19 protein-coding genes are annotated in these 20,722 nt (G+C 57.8%); 16 read left to right on the top strand and 3 right to left on the bottom strand.

The window, feature by feature from the left end; all coding sequences use genetic code 11:
- The first annotated feature begins 169 nt into the window (after window positions 1-169).
- The 13 genes from KDN35_RS03825 (at window position 170) to KDN35_RS03765 (ending at window position 13,471) form a co-directional block, all read left to right on the top strand.
- The gene (locus KDN35_RS03825; RefSeq protein ID WP_249178894.1) at window positions 170-1,153 is read left to right on the top strand and encodes an acyltransferase family protein; all 984 of its coding nucleotides are present in this window, start codon (window positions 170-172) and stop codon (window positions 1,151-1,153) included.
- Between the two features lie 147 nt (window positions 1,154-1,300).
- Complete coding sequence (locus KDN35_RS03820) at window positions 1,301-2,023, top strand: stalk domain-containing protein (protein ID WP_212132122.1); 723 nt, start codon at window positions 1,301-1,303, stop codon at window positions 2,021-2,023.
- Between the two features lie 214 nt (window positions 2,024-2,237).
- Window positions 2,238-3,032, top strand: a complete 795-nt coding sequence (locus KDN35_RS03815) for a hypothetical protein (protein WP_212132121.1) — start codon at window positions 2,238-2,240, stop codon at window positions 3,030-3,032.
- Window positions 3,033-3,236: 204 nt separating this feature from the next.
- A complete protein-coding gene (locus KDN35_RS03810) occupies window positions 3,237-3,923 on the top strand; it encodes a response regulator transcription factor (RefSeq protein WP_171567480.1) in 687 nt (228 codons plus the stop codon).
- A complete protein-coding gene (locus KDN35_RS03805; protein ID WP_212132120.1) occupies window positions 3,916-5,187 on the top strand; it encodes a sensor histidine kinase in 1,272 nt (423 codons plus the stop codon). The genes KDN35_RS03810 and KDN35_RS03805 overlap by 8 nt, the downstream gene beginning before the upstream one ends.
- A gap of 206 nt (window positions 5,188-5,393) precedes the next feature.
- On the top strand, window positions 5,394-5,813 hold the full coding sequence (locus KDN35_RS03800; protein WP_230077842.1) for a tripartite tricarboxylate transporter TctB family protein: 420 nt from the start codon (window positions 5,394-5,396) through the stop codon (window positions 5,811-5,813).
- A gap of 15 nt (window positions 5,814-5,828) precedes the next feature.
- The gene (locus tag KDN35_RS03795; protein WP_212132118.1) at window positions 5,829-7,346 is read left to right on the top strand and encodes a tripartite tricarboxylate transporter permease; all 1,518 of its coding nucleotides are present in this window, start codon (window positions 5,829-5,831) and stop codon (window positions 7,344-7,346) included.
- A gap of 39 nt (window positions 7,347-7,385) precedes the next feature.
- Window positions 7,386-8,426, top strand: coding sequence for a tripartite tricarboxylate transporter substrate binding protein (locus KDN35_RS03790; RefSeq protein ID WP_171567483.1), 1,041 nt, complete (start codon window positions 7,386-7,388; stop codon window positions 8,424-8,426).
- Window positions 8,427-8,740: 314 nt separating this feature from the next.
- Window positions 8,741-9,760 carry a sulfonate ABC transporter substrate-binding protein gene (locus KDN35_RS03785; protein WP_212132117.1) on the top strand — a complete coding sequence of 340 codons (1,020 nt, stop codon included), beginning with the start codon at window positions 8,741-8,743 and terminating at the stop codon, window positions 9,758-9,760.
- Between the two features lie 18 nt (window positions 9,761-9,778).
- Window positions 9,779-10,924: an FMNH2-dependent alkanesulfonate monooxygenase gene (gene ssuD, locus KDN35_RS03780; RefSeq protein WP_171567485.1), complete on the top strand. Its 1,146-nt coding sequence runs from the start codon at window positions 9,779-9,781 to the stop codon at window positions 10,922-10,924.
- Window positions 10,925-10,954: 30 nt separating this feature from the next.
- Complete coding sequence (gene ssuC / locus KDN35_RS03775; protein WP_212132116.1) at window positions 10,955-11,737, top strand: aliphatic sulfonate ABC transporter permease SsuC; 783 nt, start codon at window positions 10,955-10,957, stop codon at window positions 11,735-11,737.
- A gap of 20 nt (window positions 11,738-11,757) precedes the next feature.
- Complete coding sequence (locus tag KDN35_RS03770) at window positions 11,758-12,531, top strand: ATP-binding cassette domain-containing protein (RefSeq protein ID WP_212132115.1); 774 nt, start codon at window positions 11,758-11,760, stop codon at window positions 12,529-12,531.
- A gap of 289 nt (window positions 12,532-12,820) precedes the next feature.
- Complete coding sequence (locus KDN35_RS03765) at window positions 12,821-13,471, top strand: hypothetical protein (protein WP_212132114.1); 651 nt, start codon at window positions 12,821-12,823, stop codon at window positions 13,469-13,471.
- A 169-nt stretch (window positions 13,472-13,640) separates the two neighbouring features.
- Here KDN35_RS03765 and KDN35_RS03760 read toward each other — a convergent pair whose 3' ends face one another.
- On the bottom strand, window positions 13,641-13,934 hold the full coding sequence (locus tag KDN35_RS03760) for a L,D-transpeptidase (RefSeq protein ID WP_212132146.1): 294 nt from the start codon (window positions 13,932-13,934) through the stop codon (window positions 13,641-13,643).
- 172 nt (window positions 13,935-14,106) lie between these two features.
- Here KDN35_RS03760 and KDN35_RS03755 point away from each other — a divergent pair, with 172 nt between their 5' ends.
- On the top strand, window positions 14,107-15,336 hold the full coding sequence (locus KDN35_RS03755; RefSeq protein WP_171567489.1) for a branched-chain amino acid ABC transporter substrate-binding protein: 1,230 nt from the start codon (window positions 14,107-14,109) through the stop codon (window positions 15,334-15,336).
- 113 nt (window positions 15,337-15,449) lie between these two features.
- On the opposite strand, the gene KDN35_RS03750 is transcribed toward KDN35_RS03755, so the two are convergent.
- Together KDN35_RS03750 and adh are read right to left on the bottom strand one after the other, a co-directional pair.
- Entirely contained in the window at window positions 15,450-15,824 is a 375-nt protein-coding gene (locus KDN35_RS03750) for a DUF779 domain-containing protein (RefSeq protein WP_171565876.1), read from the bottom strand.
- 7 nt (window positions 15,825-15,831) lie between these two features.
- On the bottom strand, window positions 15,832-17,352 hold the full coding sequence (gene adh, locus KDN35_RS03745) for an aldehyde dehydrogenase (RefSeq protein WP_212132113.1): 1,521 nt from the start codon (window positions 17,350-17,352) through the stop codon (window positions 15,832-15,834).
- Between the two features lie 234 nt (window positions 17,353-17,586).
- Between adh and KDN35_RS03740 the strand changes: the two genes are divergently transcribed.
- Both KDN35_RS03740 and KDN35_RS03735 read left to right on the top strand, forming a co-directional pair.
- Window positions 17,587-19,374, top strand: a complete 1,788-nt coding sequence (locus KDN35_RS03740; protein WP_212132112.1) for a sigma-54-dependent Fis family transcriptional regulator — start codon at window positions 17,587-17,589, stop codon at window positions 19,372-19,374.
- Window positions 19,375-19,566: 192 nt separating this feature from the next.
- Window positions 19,567-20,505: an NAD(P)-dependent oxidoreductase gene (locus KDN35_RS03735; protein WP_268255219.1), complete on the top strand. Its 939-nt coding sequence runs from the start codon at window positions 19,567-19,569 to the stop codon at window positions 20,503-20,505.
- The last annotated feature ends 217 nt before the right edge of the window (window positions 20,506-20,722 follow it).

Here is a 20,722-nt window from a genome sequence, read left to right as displayed (position 1 = left end):
CAGAGAGCAGACCGTGTAGCCATCGCCGTTTCAAATCTGAATCAAAAATTGTTATTTTATATTAAAAACATTACCCAAAAGAGGATCGGGCAGCTTGGGACCGGCAATCCCTATACAAAGGAGCGTTGAAATGGGTAAAGAGTCGCGGTTGTTTAAAACGCTTTTTCTTATGCAGTTGTTGTCATCCTTTCTTGTATTTTCGGGTCATTACACGGCCTTGGTGCTTCAGTACGACAGTGCTTTCTGGGCCACTGCCCTGAATCAGCTGAGCCGGTACGGCACTGTTCTGCTGGCGATGATCAGCGGGTTTTTTACGGCCCACACCTTTGATGTCAAACGGCCAACGGCGCGGCAGTTCTTTTCCGGAAAGCTGCTGTATGTAGTTGTGCCGTTCCTGTGCGCCGGAGTGGTGTATCATTATTTGCTCTACGACGAATGGCCGCATACGAAAGCAGCGTTTGTCTCGATTCTCTTGGGCAAGACGGGCGATCAGCTCTACTTTCTGTTTATGCTGTGCCAGTATTACGTCTTTGCCTACCTGTTTCGAAACATGATCACCAAGCAAAACATCACGGTCCTGATCTGGCTGTTCATGGGACTTCAATACGTGTACATTCACTACCTGCATCACGGATGGCTGGGGTTGACGACGCGCCATTTCTTTCCCGCCTGGATCTTCACCTTTTACCTGGGCCATCTGCTGTATTGGTACCGGCATGAGATGATGCACTTCCTGCGAACGCATCGGGGGCTGCTGCTCGCCTGTGCGCTGCTGTCCGTCGTTAGCGCGGTCCTGTTTATTCTGTCTGACACCATTTATGTGGCGGTTCACCTGCGATTCGTGCTGGCTGCGTTTGTCTCCCTGATCGTGCTGATCATGGTGCTGGAGCGCTGGGCAGATTCCATTCCGATCCGGTTCCGAAAAGGGCTCACGCTGTTTATCTATTTGACCCATTCGGCCGTCATGATCTGCTGCAACCTCGCGCTGATCAAGCTGACGGGGGATCTGTCGTGGATTTTCGCCAACATTGGGTTGACACTGCTCTACCTGCTGGTGATCTACGCGGGCACTGTGTTCCTGTCGTGGGGACTGTCCCGGATCATGTACACCGTGGAGGGCATGACGCGAAACATGCGCCAGTTGAGCGGGTGAGGATTTGTGCAAAAAATGTCCGATTTCAAAGAGAATTCAAAAAAAGAAACGATACACTGTGCTTGTACCGGGAAGGGTACCAGAATCAGGAATTGGCTGAAGGGGTGAGACATGGTGTTGAAAAATACCAAGGGGAAGAGAGCGGGCATGTGGAAAAAGTCGTCGGCCGTTGTCCTTTCTTCCGTACTGCTGGCAGGCGTTCTGGCGTCCAGTTCCGATGCCGCGGTCGCGACCAAAAACGTGCAGGTTAAATACAACAATGTGAAAGTGACGTACAACGGCCAGCTTGTTCCCACCGACATCGAACCGTTTTTGATCAACGGCACGACCTACATTCCTCTGCGGATGATGGCCGGTGTGTTTAACAAGAATGTGGCGTGGGACGGGAACACGTATACCGTGAGCGTCACGGACAAGGAAGACCCCCGCATTGCCACCCTGCAGGCGGAAATTGCGCTAAAAGATGCCCGGATTGCCGAGCTGGAGAAGAAATTGAAGGATGCGGAGGACAAGCTGGCAAAAGCCGAAGACGATGACGTCGATGACCGGATCGAAGAGCTGGAAGATGACCTGAACTACGACTATGGAGATTATGAGGATCTGGAATGGTCGATTTTCTTGAGCGGCGACGAGGATGAGATTGAGGTGGAGATTGAAGTCGACCTTGACGAGTATCAGGATGAATACGACGATCTTTCTACCAGAGACATCGAGAGACTGGTGGAAAATATCTGCAACGATATCTGGGATGAATTCGAGGATGCCGATATCGACGGGGTCATCATTGACATCGCCGACGACGATGAACTGCACGACTTCTACGGTGATGCCGACAGCGGCGACATTGAATTGGACGGAAAAGAAATCTGAATGAATCCCCGGGGGAAACATCGGGGGACACTTGCGACAGGGAACTCGCTGAAAACAGCGGGTTCCTTTTTTCATGCGTTCACCCGACACACAACTCTTCCACGATCATTCCTAGAGTTTTCCACAGTTCTCTAAGGCGAATCAAAGATTGAAACCCTACACTAAAGCTGTACCTGGGTACAAGTTTAAAATATTGGAAAGGATGATGGAGATCATGTTCAGCAAAGCAAAAATCGGAATGCTGTTGGGAGCAATGGCTACGGCGTTGAGCATTGGCAGCATCGGAAGCGTCTACGCCGCTGCCGACAATCAGCAGCCTGTGGATAAAGGCGTCAAGTTCGAACATAAGGGCTGGTTCAACGCGGAGAAACTCGGAAAAGGTAAAGTATTCGTAAAAGGGCCGTCCCTCTGGGATAACGATGAGCTGCTGGATCTGCTGAAGCTGGATAAGGAACAACTGCAAAGCAAGCTGAAAGACGGCAAATCGCTGGCCGACGTGGCCAAGGAGCAGGGCGTGTCCACGGATGAGCTGGTCAGCCTCTTGACCAAGCAGGAGGAAGAACGCCTGGCAGCAGCGGTGAAGGAAGGCAAGCTGACAGAGGAGCAGGCGGATAAACTGAAGGAGAACATTGCCGAGCGAGTGCAGCACTTCGTGGAAAACACTCATCCGGGAAAAGGCTTCGTGAAGTTCCGGGCACTGTTCCCGGGATTCGGCGACAATGAAGAGCTGCTGGATCTGCTGAAGCTGGATAAGGAACAACTGCAAAGCGAGCTGAAAGACGGCAAATCACTGGCCGACGTGGCCAAGGAGCAGGGCGTGTCCACGGATGAGCTGGTCAGCCTCTTGACCAAGCAGGAGGAAGAACGCCTGGCAGCAGCAGTGAAGGAAGGCAAGCTGACACAGGAGCAGGCGGACAAGCGAAAAGCAGAGATCGAGAACGTGGTGAAGAAGCTGATCGAGCGGACCTTTCCCGCCGGTCACGCTGAAAAGACCGTGGTAGAACAGTAATTGTTGAAACAGCGAAACTGAGGCAGGTGAGCAATCACCTGCCTTTTTCAAATCTGTTTCAAAAAAACGGATGGTTTACTAATAGATTGGGAGCGTACGGCCACAGGCACAATTGGTGTAGTATATAAACATAGAAATGCGCTCTTCCCTGCCGTCGCCCGCAACGCAGAAGGCAGGGGACAGGAGCAGGAAAGAGGGGTGGGTATGCGAATTCTCGTAGTAGAGGATGAACGTCATTTGCTTCAGGCGATTAGCGCCGTGTTTAAGGAAGAAGGATATCAGGTAGACTGTGCCGACCGGGGAGATGAAGGCCTGCTGCTGGCGGAACGAGGCATTTACGATCTGCTGGTGCTGGATATCATGATGCCTGGTTTGGACGGCTTGTCGATGATAAGAACGTTGCGGTCAAAAGGCAATTTGACACCGGTTTTGTTTCTTACCGCCAAAGACAGCGTGGAAGCCCGGGTCGAAGGCTTGGACGCCGGAGCCGACGATTACCTGGTCAAACCGTTTGCGGTGGAAGAACTGCTGGCGCGAACGAGAGCGCTGCTGCGGCGCAACGGGAAGTTTGCCAAGGAAGGCGAGCTGAGCTATGGCCCGATTTGCCTGAAGGAGTACGAGCACGACGGGTATGTGGGACCCCATCCGCTGCGGTTGACCAGCAAGGAGTACGATCTGCTCAAGTATTTTCTCTACAACCGGGAACAGATTTTATCGCGCGACCAGATTTTCGACCGGGTCTGGGGCATCGAATCCGAGGCGAACTACGGCATTGTGGACCTGTATGTCCATTATCTGCGCAAAAAACTGGCCGATCACGGGTGCGACCACTATATCCGCACGATTCGGAACGTCGGCTACATCCTGAAGGGAAACAATGAGCATGTTTAGAAAGACGCGAATCCGCCTGGTCACGCTGAATGTGATCGTGTTCGTCCTGCTGTTGAACGGTCTGGGGGGCGCGCTGTACGCCTCCATGCAGTATCGGCTGTATGCTCAGGTGGACGCAGAATTGAAGCAGATCGGAAAACGTCTGCTGTTTGATCCGTTTCCGTTTTTTCGGGCAGAGAAAAGGCGGATGCTCGACGTGGACAGGCGGATGGTCTTCCTGCTCTGGGACGATCGGGGAGAGCTGATTCGCAAGGAATACGGCGACTCCATCGACCCGGCAGAACTGCTGAAGTTCCGGCCGGACGGAGTGGCGGATGGCATTGAAACCTTGACGGTGGACGGGCAGACCTACCGCGTCTACACCTTGTCCATCGACAAGCGGGTGTTTGCGGAGGGACGGGTGTGGAAGGTGAAACGGATCCAGATGGTGGTCAACCTGGAACCGGAAGAAAAAATGCTGAACACCCTCCTGTACGTGTTGGGAATCGGCGGTGTGGTCAGCATCGTGATCGCTGTCTTCGCGGGGCTGTTCCTTGCCAAGAGGGCACTGATTCCCATTCAACTGTCGTGGGAGAAGCAGCAGCGTTTTATCGCGGACGCCTCCCACGAACTGCGCACGCCGCTGTCGGTCATTCTCGTTCATCTCGAACGGCTGTTCCGCAATCCCGACCATACGATTGAACAGGAAAGCGAAAATATTTGGGTCAGCATACAAGAGACGAAGCGGTTGAACAAGCTGGTATCCGATTTGCTCACCCTGGCCCGCTCTGATTCCAACGAACTGCAGATTATGAAGCAGCACGTCCGACTGGACGAGCTGGCGTGGAAAGCGGTGCAGTCCTTTCAGCAGCTTGCCGAGCTGAAGGAGATTGACGTGCAGGCAAACATCGAGCAGCCGCTGGACATGTGCGGAGATGGGGAACGGCTGTACCAACTGCTGGTGATTCTCCTGGACAACGCTTTGAAATACACGAAAGAAAAAGGAACGATCAAGGTCACGTGCAGACGGGACAACCATTGGGTCACGATGGTCGTGGCCGATACCGGCATCGGCATTGCCAAGGAGGATCTTCCCTTCATCTTCGACCGGTTTTACCGCGGGGACAAAATGCGTTCCCGAAAGATGGAAGGCACCGGCTTGGGCCTGTCCATCGCGAAGTGGATCGTGGATGCCCACGGCGGCCGGATTCGCGTGGAAAGCGAGGAGGGCGCAGGTTCCAGCTTTACCGTCATGCTGCCCTCCCGGGTCAAGGACGCGGGCTGATTTTGCATCAGGGGAATAGAAGAAATCCGAGGTGTACGAGCGCCTCGGATTTTTGTTGTGCCGGCACACATTGGGCGCCTGTGCCATAGGCTGTGGTATGACTTGCGGCCGTCGCTGAAAGTCAGGGACGTGCAGCAAGAAGGGCTACCGCATGGCGAGGTGATGACGTGAGACTTCCGTACAACGTACCTGACTTTCTGGGGGCCGTGTTGTCTATCATTGCGGGCGTTGTGGTCATTCTGGAGGCGTATCGGCTGCGGGCCTACGCCCTGTCCCCATATGTGGGCGATCATACGCTGCCGGCCATTCTGGGGCTCGGATTTCTGCTGTTGGGTGCGGTCCTGCTGGTTCGCTCGTTCCGGGATCAGGAGCGGGACAAAGAACCGCCGTCGCCCCACCGAACGAGCATATTCCGCTGCCTGGCTCTATTGGGAGCGTACTGCCTTTTGATTGACATCGTCGGCTACCTGACAGCGACGATGATCGTGTCGGCGATTCTATTCCGCGTCGTCGGCAGGTACGGATGGGGGACGGCCATCGCCTCGGCTGCGGTCCTGACTGGATGCCTGTACGTGGTTTTCATCATGTGGCTGCAGATGTCGTTTCCTGCTGGATTTTTTCTGTGAAAGGGACGCGGTAACATGGACACCTTACACCTGTTGTTGGCTGGATTCGCACAGGCGATTACGCCGGAAAACCTGCTTGTGGCCGCACTTGGCGCACTGGTTGGCACGTTTGTGGGGGTGCTGCCAGGATTGGGGCCCACGTCCGCCATCTCCATCCTGCTGCCCGTCACCGCCGTAATGGAACCGACGCAGGGGATCATCATGCTGGCCGGCATTTACTACGGCGCCATGTACGGCGGATCGACCACGGCGATTCTCCTCAACATCCCCGGAGAGATTTCGTCGGTCCCCACCTGTTTGGACGGCTATCCGCTGGCGAAGAAGGGAAAAGGGGGGGCGGCCCTCGGCATTTCGGCCATCGCCTCCTTTGCGGCCGGGATCATGGGCGTCGTCGGATTGGTCTGTTTTGCGCCCGTCCTGGCAGACCAGGCATTGAAGTTTGGTCCTCCCGAATACTTTGCCCTGATGATCCTGGCCCTGACGCTGATGGTCAGCTTGTCGGGAGGCTCCTTGATCAAGGGGTTTTTGATGGGGGCCTTCGGATATACGCTGTCGCTGGTGGGACTGGGGCCGTCTTCCGGGATGCCCCGGTTTGACTACGGCATCCCTCTGCTGAGCGGCGGGTTTGACATGATCAGCATTATTATCGGCCTGTTTGCGATTGCCGAAGTGCTGAAGGGAATCGGGGAAAAGCGGATTGCCACCGTCATCGGCGCGCGCGGCAGCGTTTACCCGTCAAAAAATGATGTGAAAAAGTGCGCCGCGCCCACGATCAGAGGAGGGTTGGTTGGGTTTTTCCTCGGGCTGCTGCCGGGCTGTTCCGCCGCGATCACCTCGTTTCTCGCCTACGATCTGGAGAAAAAAGTGTCGAAGCATCCGGAGCAGTTTGGTAAGGGTGCAATCGAGGGCGTGGCTGCACCGGAAGCGGCCAACAACGCCACCAGCAGCGCCGGGTTTATTCCCCTGTTTTCCCTGGGCATTCCCTCTTCCCCGCCGCTGGCCATCCTGCTGGCCGGATTCATGATCTACGGTTTGACGCCCGGTCCCGTGCTGTTTGAGCAGCACCCGCTCTTTGTCTGGACGGTCATCGCGTCCATGTTCGTCGGCAATGCGATGCTGCTGGTACTCAATCTGCCGCTGGTCTGGGGGTGGGTCAAACTGACGAAGGTTCCGTACGGCATCATGGCGCCCGTCATTCTGATGCTGTGCACCATCGGGGCGTACAGCGTGCGAAACAGCCTGTTTGACGTGGCGGTGGCCTTTGCGTTCGGCGGGCTGGGCTACCTGTTTCACACCTACCGCTGGCCGGTCGTGCCGCTGGTGTTGTGCTTTATTCTCGGACCGCTGCTGGAGGAGTCGTTTATCCAGACGATGGTCATGTCGTCCGGCGATGTGGCAATCGTGCTGGAGCGCCCCATCTCGCTGGTCATCCTGTTGGCGGCAGCCGCTCTGATGCTGATCTCCCTCGCGCTCAACAGGCGGACGCAAAAGCGGGTGCGGGAAGAGCATCAACACGGCGCGGACGTGGCCTAGCATCATTGAGAGCAGCTTGTTGTACAGGAGGAGTGTTGTTTGAAAGCATATGGGAAATGGATCGGCGGGATCGTCTCCTGCCTGGCAGCCGTGGCGGTGACGGCCTGCGGGGCGGACGTTGCCCAACCCGATGTCGGTTCTGAGACGCAGGCCATTGCCGGTCAGGCGGCTCCCGTCTATCCCGACAGACAGATTGAGTACGTGGTTCCCTATTCCGCCGGGGGCGGGGTAGATCTGGTTGCCCGGGCTGCGGCAGATTATTTGAGCAAAGAGTGGGGGCAGCCGGTCGTCGTCGTCAACAAACCGGGGGGCGGCGGCACGGTCGGGGCGCAGTACGCTCTGAAACAGGCGAAAAACGACGGCTACACGGCGCTGGCCGTCAACGTTTCCAACACGTCCATGCTGTCGGCGGGGATGAAACAGCCCCTGATCACCAATGAGGACCAGGTGTACGCCGCCCGGATCGGAAAAGGGACGCTGGCGTTCGCGGTCAAGGCAGATGCGCCGTGGAAGGACTTCGCCGAATTCTCCCAATGGGTGAAACAGCACCCGGAACAGTTGACCTGGACCTCCGTCGGACCTGCCGGATTTTCCGCATTCGGTGTGGCGGAATGGATGGACGCGATCGGGGCTGATTTTACCAAGACCCGGATGATTGTGACGAAGGGCGCGTCCGATTCACTGCCCAAAGTGGCGGGCGGACACGCGATCCTCGCTGTCCATACTGTCGGCGAGATCAATCCCATGCTCCAGGCAAAGAAAGTGAGGATTCTCGCGGTGTCCGGCAGCGAGCGCAGCCCGTTTCTCCCCGACGTTCCCACCGCCGAAGAGCAGGGAGTAAAGGGGCTGACCGTGTTCTGGTGGACCGGGGTCTCTTTTCCCAAGGGGACACCCGACTACGTGATCAACAAGTGGGAAGAAGCCGTGGCGAAAATGGTGAACGACCCCGCATTTGTGAAAAAGCTGCACGGCATACAGGTGGAGCCGGACTATGCCGACTCGGCCCAGTTTACGCAGGATGTGGCGAAGGAAACCGGGTATTACGTCGAGCTGGCTGAAAAGCGCAATATGCGAAAATGATGATGGGCCACATGGCAGTTTCGTCCCCGTGCTGCGGGGCCGGTCCCATCCCGGGTGGCCAGCGCCATGCCGGAGTGCAGGGAATGAGCTGTTACGGCAACAGCCATATCCCTCACTCCCTTTGCTCGTGCCAAAAACATACTTGACAGGTATGAATAGTTGGAATAGACTGTATCGTAAGCAACGACACCAGGTTCAAAAAATAAAACATCCGCAGCCGATCAGTCAACTGAAGGCTCCTGCCTGTTTGCTCTGATGCAAGCATGTGGGAGCCTTTTTGTTGATACTCCACATTTGATGAGAGGAGGAAACCCGTGCTGACACTCACAGATTCACGGAAAAACCCGCGGACCCGTGCTGCTGCCGCTTTTCTCGCAGGACTGTTTCTGGCGGCCGCCTTTCTGACCGGCTGCTCCGGGGACAGCCGCGAAAGCGCGGGGCAGGCCGCTGCCCAATCGGAAGAAACGGCGAAGGTCCTGCGCATTGGCTACCAGAAAGGGGATCCGCTGAACATCGTTAAAGAGCGCGGCACCCTGGAAAAACAATTGAAGGAACGGGGATACGACGTGACCTGGCACGTGTTTCCGGCCGGTCCTCCGCTGCTGGAAGCGCTGAGCTCGGGCAATCTTGACGTCGGGCGAACAGGCGATTCTCCTCCCGTGTTTGCCCAGGCGGCAGGCTCTCCCCTGGTGTACGTGGCTGCGGGCAAGGCAAAGTCCGAAGGCTCTGCGATCCTCGTCAAACATGAGTCCAGCATACGCACGCTGGCCGACTTGAAAGGGAAGAACATCGGCCTGGCCAAGGGGTCCAGCGCTCATTACCTGCTGGTGAAGGCGCTGGAAAAGGCCAACCTCCAGTACAGCGACGTGACCCTGTCGTTTTTGTCCCCGGCCGATGCACGCATTGCGTTTGAGCAGGGAAAAATCGACGCGTGGGTAGTGTGGGACCCCTATTACGCCGACATCGAGATCACCGGCAAGGTTCGGGTGCTGGCCAACGGCGTAGGCCTGGCGGAGGACCGCGATTTCTACCTCGCCTCCAAACGCTTTGCCGAGGAGCATGGCGACATAATCCACGTATTGCTCGAAGAAGTGGAGCACGTGAGCGCGTGGGCCAACGAACATCCCAAGGAAGTGGCCCAGCTGCTGGCGCCGCTGTTGAAAATCGACGCAGCCGCGCTGGAGAAGGCGGCGAAACGCAGAGAGTACGGGCTTCAGCCGATTGACGACGTCATTGTAAAAGGGCAGCAGGAAATAGCTGATACGTATTTCGCCCTGAAGCTGATTCCGCAAAACATTTCCGTCCAGGAAGCAATTTATCGACCAGCACGGTAAGAGAAAGGGAGTGGGCTCATGGAAGTCTTTTGGTTTATACCGACTCACGGGGATGGCCGTTATCTGGGAACATCCGTAGGGGGGCGTCCCGTCACGTTCAACTATTTGCGTCAGATCGCCCAGGCGGCGGATGAGCTGGGGTTCAGCGGTGCCCTGCTGCCTACGGGACGGTCATGCGAGGACGCGTGGGTGGTGGCATCTTCCCTGATCGCGGCCACCCGGCAGATGAAGTTTCTCGTGGCAGTTCGGCCCGGGATTGTTTCTCCTGCGGCGGCAGCCCGCATGGCGGCCACCCTCGACCGCTTTTCCGACGGCCGTCTGTTAATCAACGTGGTGACGGGCGGCGACCCGGTCGAGCTGGCCGGGGACGGTCTCCATCTGTCCCATGATGACCGTTACGCATTGACGGATGAATTTCTCACCATTTGGCGCTCGTTGTTAAGAGGAGAACAGGTCAATTTTCAAGGTGAGTATCTGCATGTGAAAAATGGGCGTCTGCTGTTTCCCCCGTTCCAAAAACCGTATCCGCCGCTGTACTTTGGCGGTTCGTCCGAGGCGGCGCTCAAAGTGGCGGCCGAACACGTGGATGTGTATCTCACATGGGGAGAGCCGCCGCAGCAGGTGGCGGAAAAAATCAGGAAGGTGCGCGCGCTGGCGGAAGCAAACGGGCGTACCGTCCGATTTGGCATCCGCCTGCACGTGATCGTCCGGGAAACGGAACGGGAAGCGTGGGACGCCGCCGAACAGCTGATCAAGCACCTGGATGAAGAAACGATCCGCACGGCGCAGCAAGCGCTCGCCAACTACGACTCCGAAGGTCAAAAGCGGATGATTCGGCTGCACAACGGCAACCGCAGCGATCTGGAGATCAGCCCCAACCTGTGGGCCGGCATCGGTCTGGTCAGAGGCGGGGCGGGGACCGCGCTCGTGGGCGACCCGCAGACTGTCGCCGCCCGCATGTTGGAGTACGCCGAGCTTGGCATCGAGACGTTTATCTTTTCCGGCTATCCCCACCTGGAAGAGGCGTATCGAGTAGCGGAACTGCTGTTTCCGCATCTGCCGCTGGCGAATCGAACGCCGGAAGCTCCGGCTGGTGAAATCATCGGCAATGACCGTTTTCCCGAGAAAAAAGTCTCGTCCCGGAGCGTGGTCGCCCATGGCTGACATCATCTTGGGCCCGGGAGGAGATTCGCCATGCGTTTGACGTTGAAAACACGCGGCCTGGCGCACGTAATTCCCTGGAGCATTCCGCTTCTGGTCATTCTCGTGTGGCAGGTGCTCGGCGACTGGGGGATCATCTCTACGCGCGTTCTGCCGACGCCCGTCCATGTAGTGGAGGCGGCGGTGCAATTGGTTCAGGACGGGGAACTGTTTGACTATATAGCAGCCAGTGCCAAGCGGGCTCTGATCGGCTTTTTGATCGGCGGCGGCCTCGGCTTTTTCCTGGGGTTGCTCAACGGGGTGTTTCCCCCTGCCGAAAAGCTGCTGGACACATCGGTGCAGATGGTGCGCACGATTCCTCATCTGGCCTTGATCCCGCTGGTGATCCTGTGGTTCGGGATCGGAGAGGAAGCAAAACTGTTTCTCGTCGCGCTGGGCGTCTTGTTTCCCATTTACGTCAACACCTTTCACGGCATCCGCACAGTAGATCACGGTCTGCTGGAAATGGGCAGGGTATACGGGCTGAGCGGATTCGCTCTGTTCTGGAACGTCATCCTGCCGGGGGCGCTTCCCTCCATCCTGGTAGGGGTCCGCTACGCACTCGGAGTCATGTGGATGTCGCTGATCGTGGCGGAAACGATCGCCTCCGATTCCGGCATCGGCTACATGGCCACCAATGCCCGTGAGTTCATGCAGATGGATGTCGTCGTGCTGAGCATACTCTTGTACGCGCTGTTGGGCAAACTGTCCGACAGCATCGCAAAGGCGATCGAAGGAAGGTGGCTGCAGTGGCATCCGAGCTACAGCAAGCGGTGATCCGGCGTGGGGGTGATGGTATGAATGCGAATTACGGCATGTCACTCGATGTGCAGGATGTGGGCAAGGCTTTTGGCGCCACCCGGGTGCTGCGGCAGGTGCGGCTTGCGATGCAGCCCGGCGAATTCGTCGCCGTCGTCGGGCGGAGCGGATGCGGAAAAAGCACGTTGCTGCGGATGATTGCCGGCCTGGACCAGCCGACGGAAGGACAGATTTACGTGGATCGCCAGCCCCTCTACGGCCTGTACCCGGAGGTGCGCATCATGTTTCAGGACTCCAGACTGCTCCCCTGGAAAAAGGTCATCGACAACGTGGCGCTCGGGATCAGGGCGGGAGCGAAGCGGACAGCGGAAGAAGCGCTGCGTCTTGTCGGTCTGTCCGAACGCGCCGGCGAATGGCCCCGCGTCCTGTCCGGCGGGCAGCGGCAGCGCGTCGCACTGGCCCGCGCCTTGGCGGGAGAGCCCCGGCTGCTTCTGTTGGATGAGCCGTTGGGCGCGCTGGATGCGCTGACCCGGATCGAGATGCAGCGGTTGATCGAAAAGCTGTGGCTGGAACAGGGATTCTCCGCCATTTTGGTGACGCACGACGTGAGCGAAGCAGTCGCCCTGGCCGACCGTGTGGTTCTCCTGGAAGAGGGAAAGGTGGCGATGGACATCAAGATCAACCTGGCCCGGCCCCGGGTGAAGGACAACGGTTTTGCCCACTATGAGCGGGTGATTCTGGACAGAATCCTGGGTGCGCGGGTAGAGGAGCCGTTTTTCGCCAACAATCAAGCGCATGCCTACTCCATCTGAGCATGATCCGGTGCGGATCGGACGCGGTCCGGTGCGAACAGCCGGATTCGCCCAAAGCGTTGCCGCGCTTTTGGCCCTGTACAACAGACGTTTCCGTTCCTGCTAGGGGGAGGCGCAACTGCAAAAATGAGCAGATCACCAAGCTGCCAGGCTTCAAGGTGATCTGCTTTTTTTATGGGATTGCGGCGATATTGCCTTTGCTGCAAGAAAACCTCGAAGATTAGGAAACATTTTCTAACACAAAGGCGTTACAATATATGGGAGTAATTAGTGGGGGGGGGAAAAGCCGATGAAAAAGCTGGTGATTTCTCTGTCCGCAGTGGTTCTGGCATGCTCTGCATGGGTGTTTTATTCTTTCGCAACGGAAGAGAAATCTGACATATTTCGTTCACTCAGCGCAGAGCTGAAGGAGATCCAAGCCACAAAAGACAGATACATTGCCCAGGTTGAACATATCGGCATCACGAGCGGGGAGTTTCAGACCTACAAGGCGTACATGCGGGCCAATCAACAACTCAATAACCGTAAAGATGAATTGTCCGACAGTGAGTTGTTAAAAGATTTGATCATCGAAAAGTTGCTGCTGCTGGAGGCTGAAAAGCAAGGGGTAGCGGTCAGTCTGGAGCAGGCCAGAGCGTATTCTGACGAGATGAGACACATTCTGGAAAGTACAGCCGATGAAAAAGCAAAAGCGTTTCAGCAGCAGGTCATAGCCCTGACCGGTCTGCGTGAAGATGAATACTGGGAGAAGCATGCTCCGGAAGCGTACAAAAGCCAGCTCAGCATCGAACATTTGCTGAATAAACTCGTCCAAGACGGGGTACTGCCAAATGCCTCTGGAGACCCTGAGTCCTATCAAACAGCATTGAAAGATTACAAGGAACAATTGTATGAGAGCCGCTCGGAACAGGTGAAGATTTTTATCGATGACCTCCATTGAAACGGCCAGATTTCCCTGCCCGCGCGTTTTGAAGCGGACACTGCCACCTTCTTTGCTGGTCGTCAAGAGAGCGAGCGGGCCCGATGACCCATGCGCGACGGACTTTGTCTACACGCTGAGGCACAGCATCCAAACAGGAAGCTGTGCCTTTTGTCTGTCCGGCGTCCGGCTACGGGCGGATTTTCACCGGCGTTCCGATCGGCACCCGTTTGGCCAGGTACTCCACGTCCCGGTTGTGCATGCGGATGCAGCCGCGGGAGACGTACTTGCCGATCGAGGCCGGGTTGTTGGTGCCGTGGATGCCGTAATGAGGCTTGCTCAGCCCCAGCCAGTAGGTGCCGAACACGCTGAGCGGGCCGCCCGGGTAGGAGTTTGGGTACGGGACTTTGTTGATGATGGTAAAGTCGCCGCGCGGCGTGGCGGTGGCGATTTTGCCCAACCCGACGGGAAACGAGCGGACCAGGCGCTGACCGCCAGATGCGCATGTACCCCAATACGAATGTTCATTTCAAGAGATGTTTTGTCAGATTTTTTGCACAAATGATTGGACAGGTTGTCAGAACATAAAGTCTATATTTTCTCATATATTTAAATTCATAGAATTATTAGACATATTAACCGAGGGGGTACACATCATGAGACGTAAAAAGCGCGCGTCCATCCTCATCCCGCTGCTTCTCGCTGCCGTTTCCATCGCCGGCTGCAGCCCGCAAAGCTCACCGTCCGGACAAGCCGGTCAAACTGGACAAGCCGGGGAAGCGGCTGGCGCGGGGAGCGGGTCGTCCGCCAACAGGATTTTGATTGCGACGCAAAGCCCCCTGTCCGGCTCTCAGTCAGCAGTCGGCGACTCGATCAAGACAGGGGCGGAGTACGCCCTGCGCTTGCAGCAGGACGAGTTCAAGCAGATGGGATTTGACCTGCAGTTGTATCCGCAGGACGACCAGGCCGATCCGAAAATTGGCGTGACCAATGCGGAGATGCTGGTCTCCAACCCGGATGTGCTCGGCGTGGTCGGCCATTTCAACACCGGTGTAGCCATCCCCGCCTCCGTGAAGTACGAGACGGGCAGCCTGGTGATGGTCTCACCCGCCAACAGCGGCGTGCAGCTGACGGAGGAAGGCAAAAAGACCGTACACCGGATCTGTGCCCGCGACGACGCGCAGGGGCCCAAAGGCGCCAAATACGCCAAGGAAACGCTCGGCGTCAAATCCGTCTTCCTGCTGCACGACAAAACGGCGTACGGGCAGGGGCTCGTCGACCAGGTGAAGGCCCAGTTTGAAAAGGACGGCGTGCAGGTGTTGGGCTATGAAGGTGTCAATCAGGGGGAGAAGGACTACAACTTTGTGATTAACCAGGTGGTGGCGAAAAACCCTGACATGATCTATTTTGGCGGCATTTATCCGGAGGCCGGAATCCTCGTCAAGCAGGCGCGGGAAAAAGGCTTCAAGGGGATCTTTATGGGCGGCGACGGCATCGACTCCCCCGATCTGATCAAGATCGCGGGACCGGAGGCGGCTGAAGGCGTGGTGTTCACCTCGCTGGCAGGGGACGTGAAGCAGACGGAAGAGGGGCGAAAATGGGCGGAGGAGTACGAAAAGGCGATGGGGAAAAAGCCGGAAACCTACTCCGTATACGCCTTTGACTCCATGAATGTGATCCTCAACGGCATCAAGCAGGCGATCAAGGCCAACGGCGGGAAAAAGCCGACCCGCGAGCAGGTGCTGGAGGCGGTCCACAACACAAAGGATTTTCAGGGGCAGTTCGTCAAGGTCTCGTTTGACGACAAAGGGGACAACGTATTTGCCGATGTGTTCATTTACAAATACGAGAAGGACAAGACGACCTTCCTGGGCAAGATCGAGTAGTGAGGAAAGCAAGCCGATGTTCATTTGGAACATCGGCTTTTTTTCTGCCCGGGGGCGCTCCTGCTCCCGGAGGATGGCGAACAGCCCGGATCACGGCGATCCGGGCTGCGTATTCAGCGGTTCCATTCGTCTTGAAGCTGTTGATACTCTTCCGGGGTAAACAGGCTGGAGCGGGTGAGAAAGCGCACTCCTTCCGGCCCTTCCAGGGAAAACATGCCGCCGCGGCCTTCGACGACGTCGATCACGAGCCGTGTGTGCTTCCAGTATTCGTACTGGGCCCGGCTCATGTAGAAGGGACATCCGCCGATTTCACCCAACAGCACGTCACTGTCGCCAATGAGAAACTCTCCTGCCGGGTAGCACATCGGCGAACTGCCGTCGCAGCAGCCGCCCGATTGATGAAACATCAGCGGGCCGTACTTGGCTTTTAGCCGTTCGATCAGCGCCAGCGCGGCGTCGGTAGCCAGCACCTTCTGCACGTTGGCCATGGTCTTCTCAAAAGAAGCCCAGTGCGTCGGGGCTGTAGCTGACCAACAGGTTTTTCGTCTGCTGGTAGTGCTCCAGCATCATCTTGTGCGTTTCCCGTCCGATGCCGGACTGCTTGTACCCGCCGAACGCGGCGTGGGCGGGGTAAGCGTGGTAGCAGTTGGTCCAGACGCGACCGGCCTGAATGCCCCGGCCCATGCGGAAGGCTGTGCTGATGTCCCGCGTCCAGACACCGGCACCGAGGCCGTACAGCGTGTCATTGGCGATGGACAGCGCCTCTTCTTCGCTGGCAAACGTGGTCACAGCCACCACCGGACCGAAGATTTCCTCTTGGAAAATGCGCATCTTGTTGTGCCCCTTGAAGACGGTCGGCTGGATGTAGTAGCCGTTTTCCAGACCGCCGCCGAGCAACTGCCGTTCACCGCCGGTCAGCAGTTCCGCGCCTTCCTGCTTGCCGATGTCGATGTAGGAGAGGATTTTTTCCATCTGTTCGGTAGAGGCCTGCGCGCCGATCATCGTCTCCGTGTCCAGCGGATTGCCCTGCTTGATCGCCTTGACACGGGCCAGCGCTCTTTCCATGAACGGCTCGTAGATCGATTCGTGGATCAGGGCGCGGGACGGGCATGTGCACACTTCCCCCTGGTTGAGCGCAAACAGCACGAATCCTTCGATCGCCTTGTTCAAAAACGCGTCGTCCTTGGCAAACACGTCGGGGAAGAAGATGTTGGGCGACTTGCCACCCAGCTCCAGCGTGACGGGGATGATGTTCTGGGATGCGTACTGCATGATCAGGCGGCCCGTCGTCGTCTCTCCGGTGAAGGCGATCTTGGCGATGCGGCTGCTGGATGCGAGCGGCTTCCCGGCTTCCAGTCCGAAGCCGTTGACGACGTTCAGCACGCCCGGGGGCAACAGATCGCCGATCAACTCCAGAAGGACCAGGATGGAGGCGGGCGTCTGTTCAGCGGGCTTGATGACGACGCAGTTGCCTGCGGCCAGCGCCGGAGCCAGCTTCCAGGCGGCCATCAGCAGCGGGAAGTTCCACGGAATGATCTGGCCGACGACGCCGAGCGGCTCGTGGAAATGGTAGGCGACGGTATTGGCGTCGATCTCCGCCAGCGTTCCCTCCTGGGCGCGGATGCAGCCGGCGAAGTAGCGGAAATGGTCGATCGCCAGCGGCAAGTCGGCAGCCAGGGTCTCGCGGATGGGCTTGCCGTTGTCCCAGGTCTCCGCCACCGCCAGCATCTCCAGGTTGGCTTCCATCCGGTCGGCGATTTGGTTGAGCACGCGGGCGCGCTCCGCTGTAGACGTCCGGCCCCACGCGGCTTTGGCGGCATGGGCGGCATCCAGCGCCAGTTCGATGTCTTCGGCGGTGGAGCGGGGCACTTCGCAAAAGACCGCGCCGTTGACGGGGGAAACGTTTTCAAAATACTCCCCTTTTACAGGCGGGACCCACTGACCGCCAATGTAGTTTTCGTAGCGTTTCTTGAACGTCACCTTCGCGCCGTCCTGTCCGGGTTGCGCATAGATCATGGAATACCCCTCCTCATGAAAAATGTTGATGAATTTGTTGATGGCAGCTGCCTCTATCCATGTGCAAGGAAGATGCCAACTCCGTAATCTGCGTCGTTTTCAGGCGAAATGTGGAACATTGCTCCGGCTGCCTGTGCCATAATGGAACAGCGGTGCTCCAAAACGGAACATTTATAAAATTCGGACGATTATGGTACCATAGAAGTACGTAATGATCGGAAAGGAGGCCTATTGATGTTCGATCAGGTGTCTCTGTCAGACTTCCCGCCTGATGTTGCCTTGTCGTGGAAGCGCTCTCATGAACGCGGGCTCAAACCGGATGACAAGGCGGATGACCAGATTATTACCGGCACGCTGATCAAGGAACTGATCGACCGGCACCGCTCTCTGGTCAGCCATGCCGAAACGGTCTTTTCCAAGCTGTATCCGGTCATCCGGCAGTTTGGCTGCGTGGTCTTTTTGACCGACCGGGAGGGGACGATCCTGTATGCCAGCGGCGATGCTGAATTTGCCAACCGCGCCGCTCAGGTGCAGCTTCAGGTGGGCGCCAACTGGCACGAATCGAGAAAAGGAACGAACGCCATCGGAGTGGCGATCGAGGAGAAAAAGCCGGCGTTCGTAAGGGGAAGCGAGCATTATTTTGTGGAAAACCGCTTCCTCACCTGCGCTTCGGCCCCCTTGTACGGCAAAAACGGGGACTTTCTCGGGGTCATCAACATCAGCGGTCTGCACGACCGGTTCCACCCGGTGATTGCGACTTTTGCGCCGCTTGCCGCCGAACTGCTGCAAAACCGCTTCATGATCGAAGAGATGGAAAAGGAGCAGCTGATTACGCTGCGGCAGCTGGAAGCAGTGTCTGACCACCATCCGCTGCCGCTGCTGACGCTGGACGCCGACCGGCGCGTGACCGGCGCCAACCGGGCTGCCCTCCGCCTCCTGGGAGAAGATTGCCTCGGTCAAACCTTTTCGCCCAAATCCCACTTCCAGGTGATCCCGATCAAGGACGAGACACAGCGAGTCTACCGCTCTGTTGCGATCGGGACAAGCCATTCCAGGGAAAAGGCATCCCGGCAGGAGCGGGGCCCGTATACCTTTGCCGACATCTACGGAGAGTGTCCGGCCATCCTCCGGGCCAAGGAGCTGGCCCGAAAAGCGGCAGGGAGCTCGCTGGCCGTCCTGATCACCGGGGAGAGCGGGACCGGGAAGGAGCTGTTCGCCCAGGCGATCCATGCGGCCAGCGGACGGGGGCCGTTTGTGGCGGTCAACTGCAGTGCCATTCCTGACACCCTGATCGAGAGCGAACTGTTCGGATACGAGAAAGGAGCGTTTACCGGCGCGCAAAAAGAAGGGAGTCCGGGCAAGTTTGTCGCGGCCAACGGGGGAACGATCTTTCTCGACGAGATCGGAGACATGTCCCTCCGTGCACAGGCTGCGCTGCTCCGGGTGCTGCAGGAAAAAACGGTCACGCCCGTGGGCAGTGCCGTGGCCAGACGGGTGGACGTCCGCGTCATCGCCGCCACGCACCGGAACCTGCCGGCTGAGGTGCAGGCGGGCCGTTTTCGGGCTGATCTGTACTACCGGCTAAAAGGCATTATTCTGCATTTGCCCGCGCTGCGAGAGCGCAGTGATCTTCGACAATTGGCCGGACACCTTCTGCGCAAGCATGCAGACACGCCGGCAGAGCTGTCCCCGGAAGCGCTGGACAAGCTGTGCAGGCACTCCTGGCCCGGCAATATCCGGGAGCTGTTGGCCGTGCTTCAGCAAGCGTCGTTTCTGGCGGAGGGAGCAGTCATCAGGCCGGAGCACGTGATCATAGACGAGCCCGCCATGCGGGATGATGCGCCGACTTCGCTGCGCTGTCACGAACAAAAAGCGATCGAGGAGGCGCTGCTGGCGACCGGGGGTAACATCTCCCAGGCTGCCCGGCTGCTGCACATCGGCCGCAACACGCTGTACCGGAAGATCAAAAGCTACGGCATCCGGCTGGGCCCGGAAGCGGACAAAGGACACTTGCGGATGTGACAGCATTGTGGAGGCCGGCCGTAGTGCCGAAAATCAGGCAGGAAGCGAGGCAGCCGTGCGACCCGGCGCATGTGTATTCGAAATATTCAGTATAATCCATAGTCAACCACGCGCTGATTCCGGCAATTATGGCATTGCCACGCTGTTGGCGCTGGCGTGCAGGATTTTGGACGGCGGCAGGAGAAGTTCCCTCTGTGTGAAACAAGCCATCAGCGGAAGGGAGCGGAAACGATGACAGTACAGAACAAAGATGTGGTGATCGGATTTGTCGGCACCGGCGTGATGGGGAAAAGCATGGCGTCCCATTTGATAAAGGCGGGGTACCGCGTACTCGTGTACAACCGGACCAAAGCAAAGGCGGAGGAGTTGATCGCCCAGGGAGCGACGTGGATGGACCGGGTGTCCGACCTGGCTAAAGCGGCGCAGGTGATCATCACCATGGTCGGCTATCCGAAAGACGTGGAAGAGATTTATCTGGAGGCGGATGGTATCGTGCATCATGCCAAGCCTGGCGCCTACCTGATTGACATGACCACGTCCAAGCCGTCGCTCGCCCGAACGATTTACGAAGAGGCGAAAAAGCGCGGGCTCTTTGCCTTGGACGCACCGGTCTCCGGCGGTGACGTGGGAGCTCGGGAAGCGCGTCTGACGATCATGGTGGGTGGCGATGAGGACGCCTATGCGGCGGTGGAGCCGATCCTGCGGGTGATGGGCACCAACGTGATTCGGCAGGGCGGCCCCGGCGCCGGCCAGCACACCAAGATGTGCAACCAGATCGCCATCGCCACCAACATGATCGGCGTCTGCGAAGCGATCGCGTACGCGAAACGAGCCGGACTGGACCCCACCCGCGTGCTGCAGAGCATCGAGGCGGGAGCGGCGGGAAGCTGGTCGCTCAGCAACCTGGCGCCGCGGATGATCGCCGGCAACTTCGCGCCCGGCTTTTACGTGAAGCATTTCATCAAAGACATGACCATCGCGCTGGAAGCGGCCAAGGAGATGGGGCTGATGACCCCCGGGTTGGAGCTCTCCAAATCGCTGTACGAGGAACTGGCCGCGCAGGGTGAGGAAGACAGCGGCACCCAGGCGCTGATCAAATGGTTTGACAAGCAGTTCGCGTCATCCGTGTGACAAGGCGAGAGCCGACGTGATGTATCGGCACAAAAAGCAGGACCGGTCCGTCCCGGGAGCAGTCCCCGGCGGGCGCGGTCCTGTATCGCTTTTGGCACCCCCATTCTCGTGTCGCTGCTTATCAGCATGTGAAGGCAGACCGATGTGCCGAAACTGCCTGCCGTCGTCATAAGCGGAGCGCAGCAGAGCGAATACGGAAAACCGGAAACGCAACCAT

Origin of the sequence: Brevibacillus sp. NL20B1, assembly GCF_018195675.1 — a bacterium.
GTDB lineage: Bacteria > Bacillota > Bacilli > Brevibacillales > Brevibacillaceae > Brevibacillus > Brevibacillus aydinogluensis.
This window is presented reverse-complemented; position numbering and strand designations above follow the sequence as displayed.

Coding starts and splice junctions, on each gene's coding strand:
- KDN35_RS03825 (WP_249178894.1), top strand. CDS start 170: ATGCAGTTGTTGTCATCCTTTCTTGTATTTTCGGGTCATTACACGGCC.
- KDN35_RS03820 (WP_212132122.1), top strand. CDS start 1,301: ATGTGGAAAAAGTCGTCGGCCGTTGTCCTTTCTTCCGTACTGCTGGCA.
- KDN35_RS03815 (WP_212132121.1), top strand. CDS start 2,238: ATGTTCAGCAAAGCAAAAATCGGAATGCTGTTGGGAGCAATGGCTACG.
- KDN35_RS03810 (WP_171567480.1), top strand. CDS start 3,237: ATGCGAATTCTCGTAGTAGAGGATGAACGTCATTTGCTTCAGGCGATT.
- KDN35_RS03805 (WP_212132120.1), top strand. CDS start 3,916: ATGTTTAGAAAGACGCGAATCCGCCTGGTCACGCTGAATGTGATCGTG.
- KDN35_RS03795 (WP_212132118.1), top strand. CDS start 5,829: ATGGACACCTTACACCTGTTGTTGGCTGGATTCGCACAGGCGATTACG.
- ssuD (WP_171567485.1), top strand. CDS start 9,779: ATGGAAGTCTTTTGGTTTATACCGACTCACGGGGATGGCCGTTATCTG.
- ssuC (WP_212132116.1), top strand. CDS start 10,955: ATGCGTTTGACGTTGAAAACACGCGGCCTGGCGCACGTAATTCCCTGG.
- KDN35_RS03770 (WP_212132115.1), top strand. CDS start 11,758: ATGAATGCGAATTACGGCATGTCACTCGATGTGCAGGATGTGGGCAAG.
- KDN35_RS03765 (WP_212132114.1), top strand. CDS start 12,821: ATGAAAAAGCTGGTGATTTCTCTGTCCGCAGTGGTTCTGGCATGCTCT.
- KDN35_RS03755 (WP_171567489.1), top strand. CDS start 14,107: ATGAGACGTAAAAAGCGCGCGTCCATCCTCATCCCGCTGCTTCTCGCT.
- KDN35_RS03750 (WP_171565876.1), bottom strand. CDS start 15,824: ATGGCCAACGTGCAGAAGGTGCTGGCTACCGACGCCGCGCTGGCGCTG.
- adh (WP_212132113.1), bottom strand. CDS start 17,352: ATGATCTATGCGCAACCCGGACAGGACGGCGCGAAGGTGACGTTCAAG.
- KDN35_RS03740 (WP_212132112.1), top strand. CDS start 17,587: ATGTTCGATCAGGTGTCTCTGTCAGACTTCCCGCCTGATGTTGCCTTG.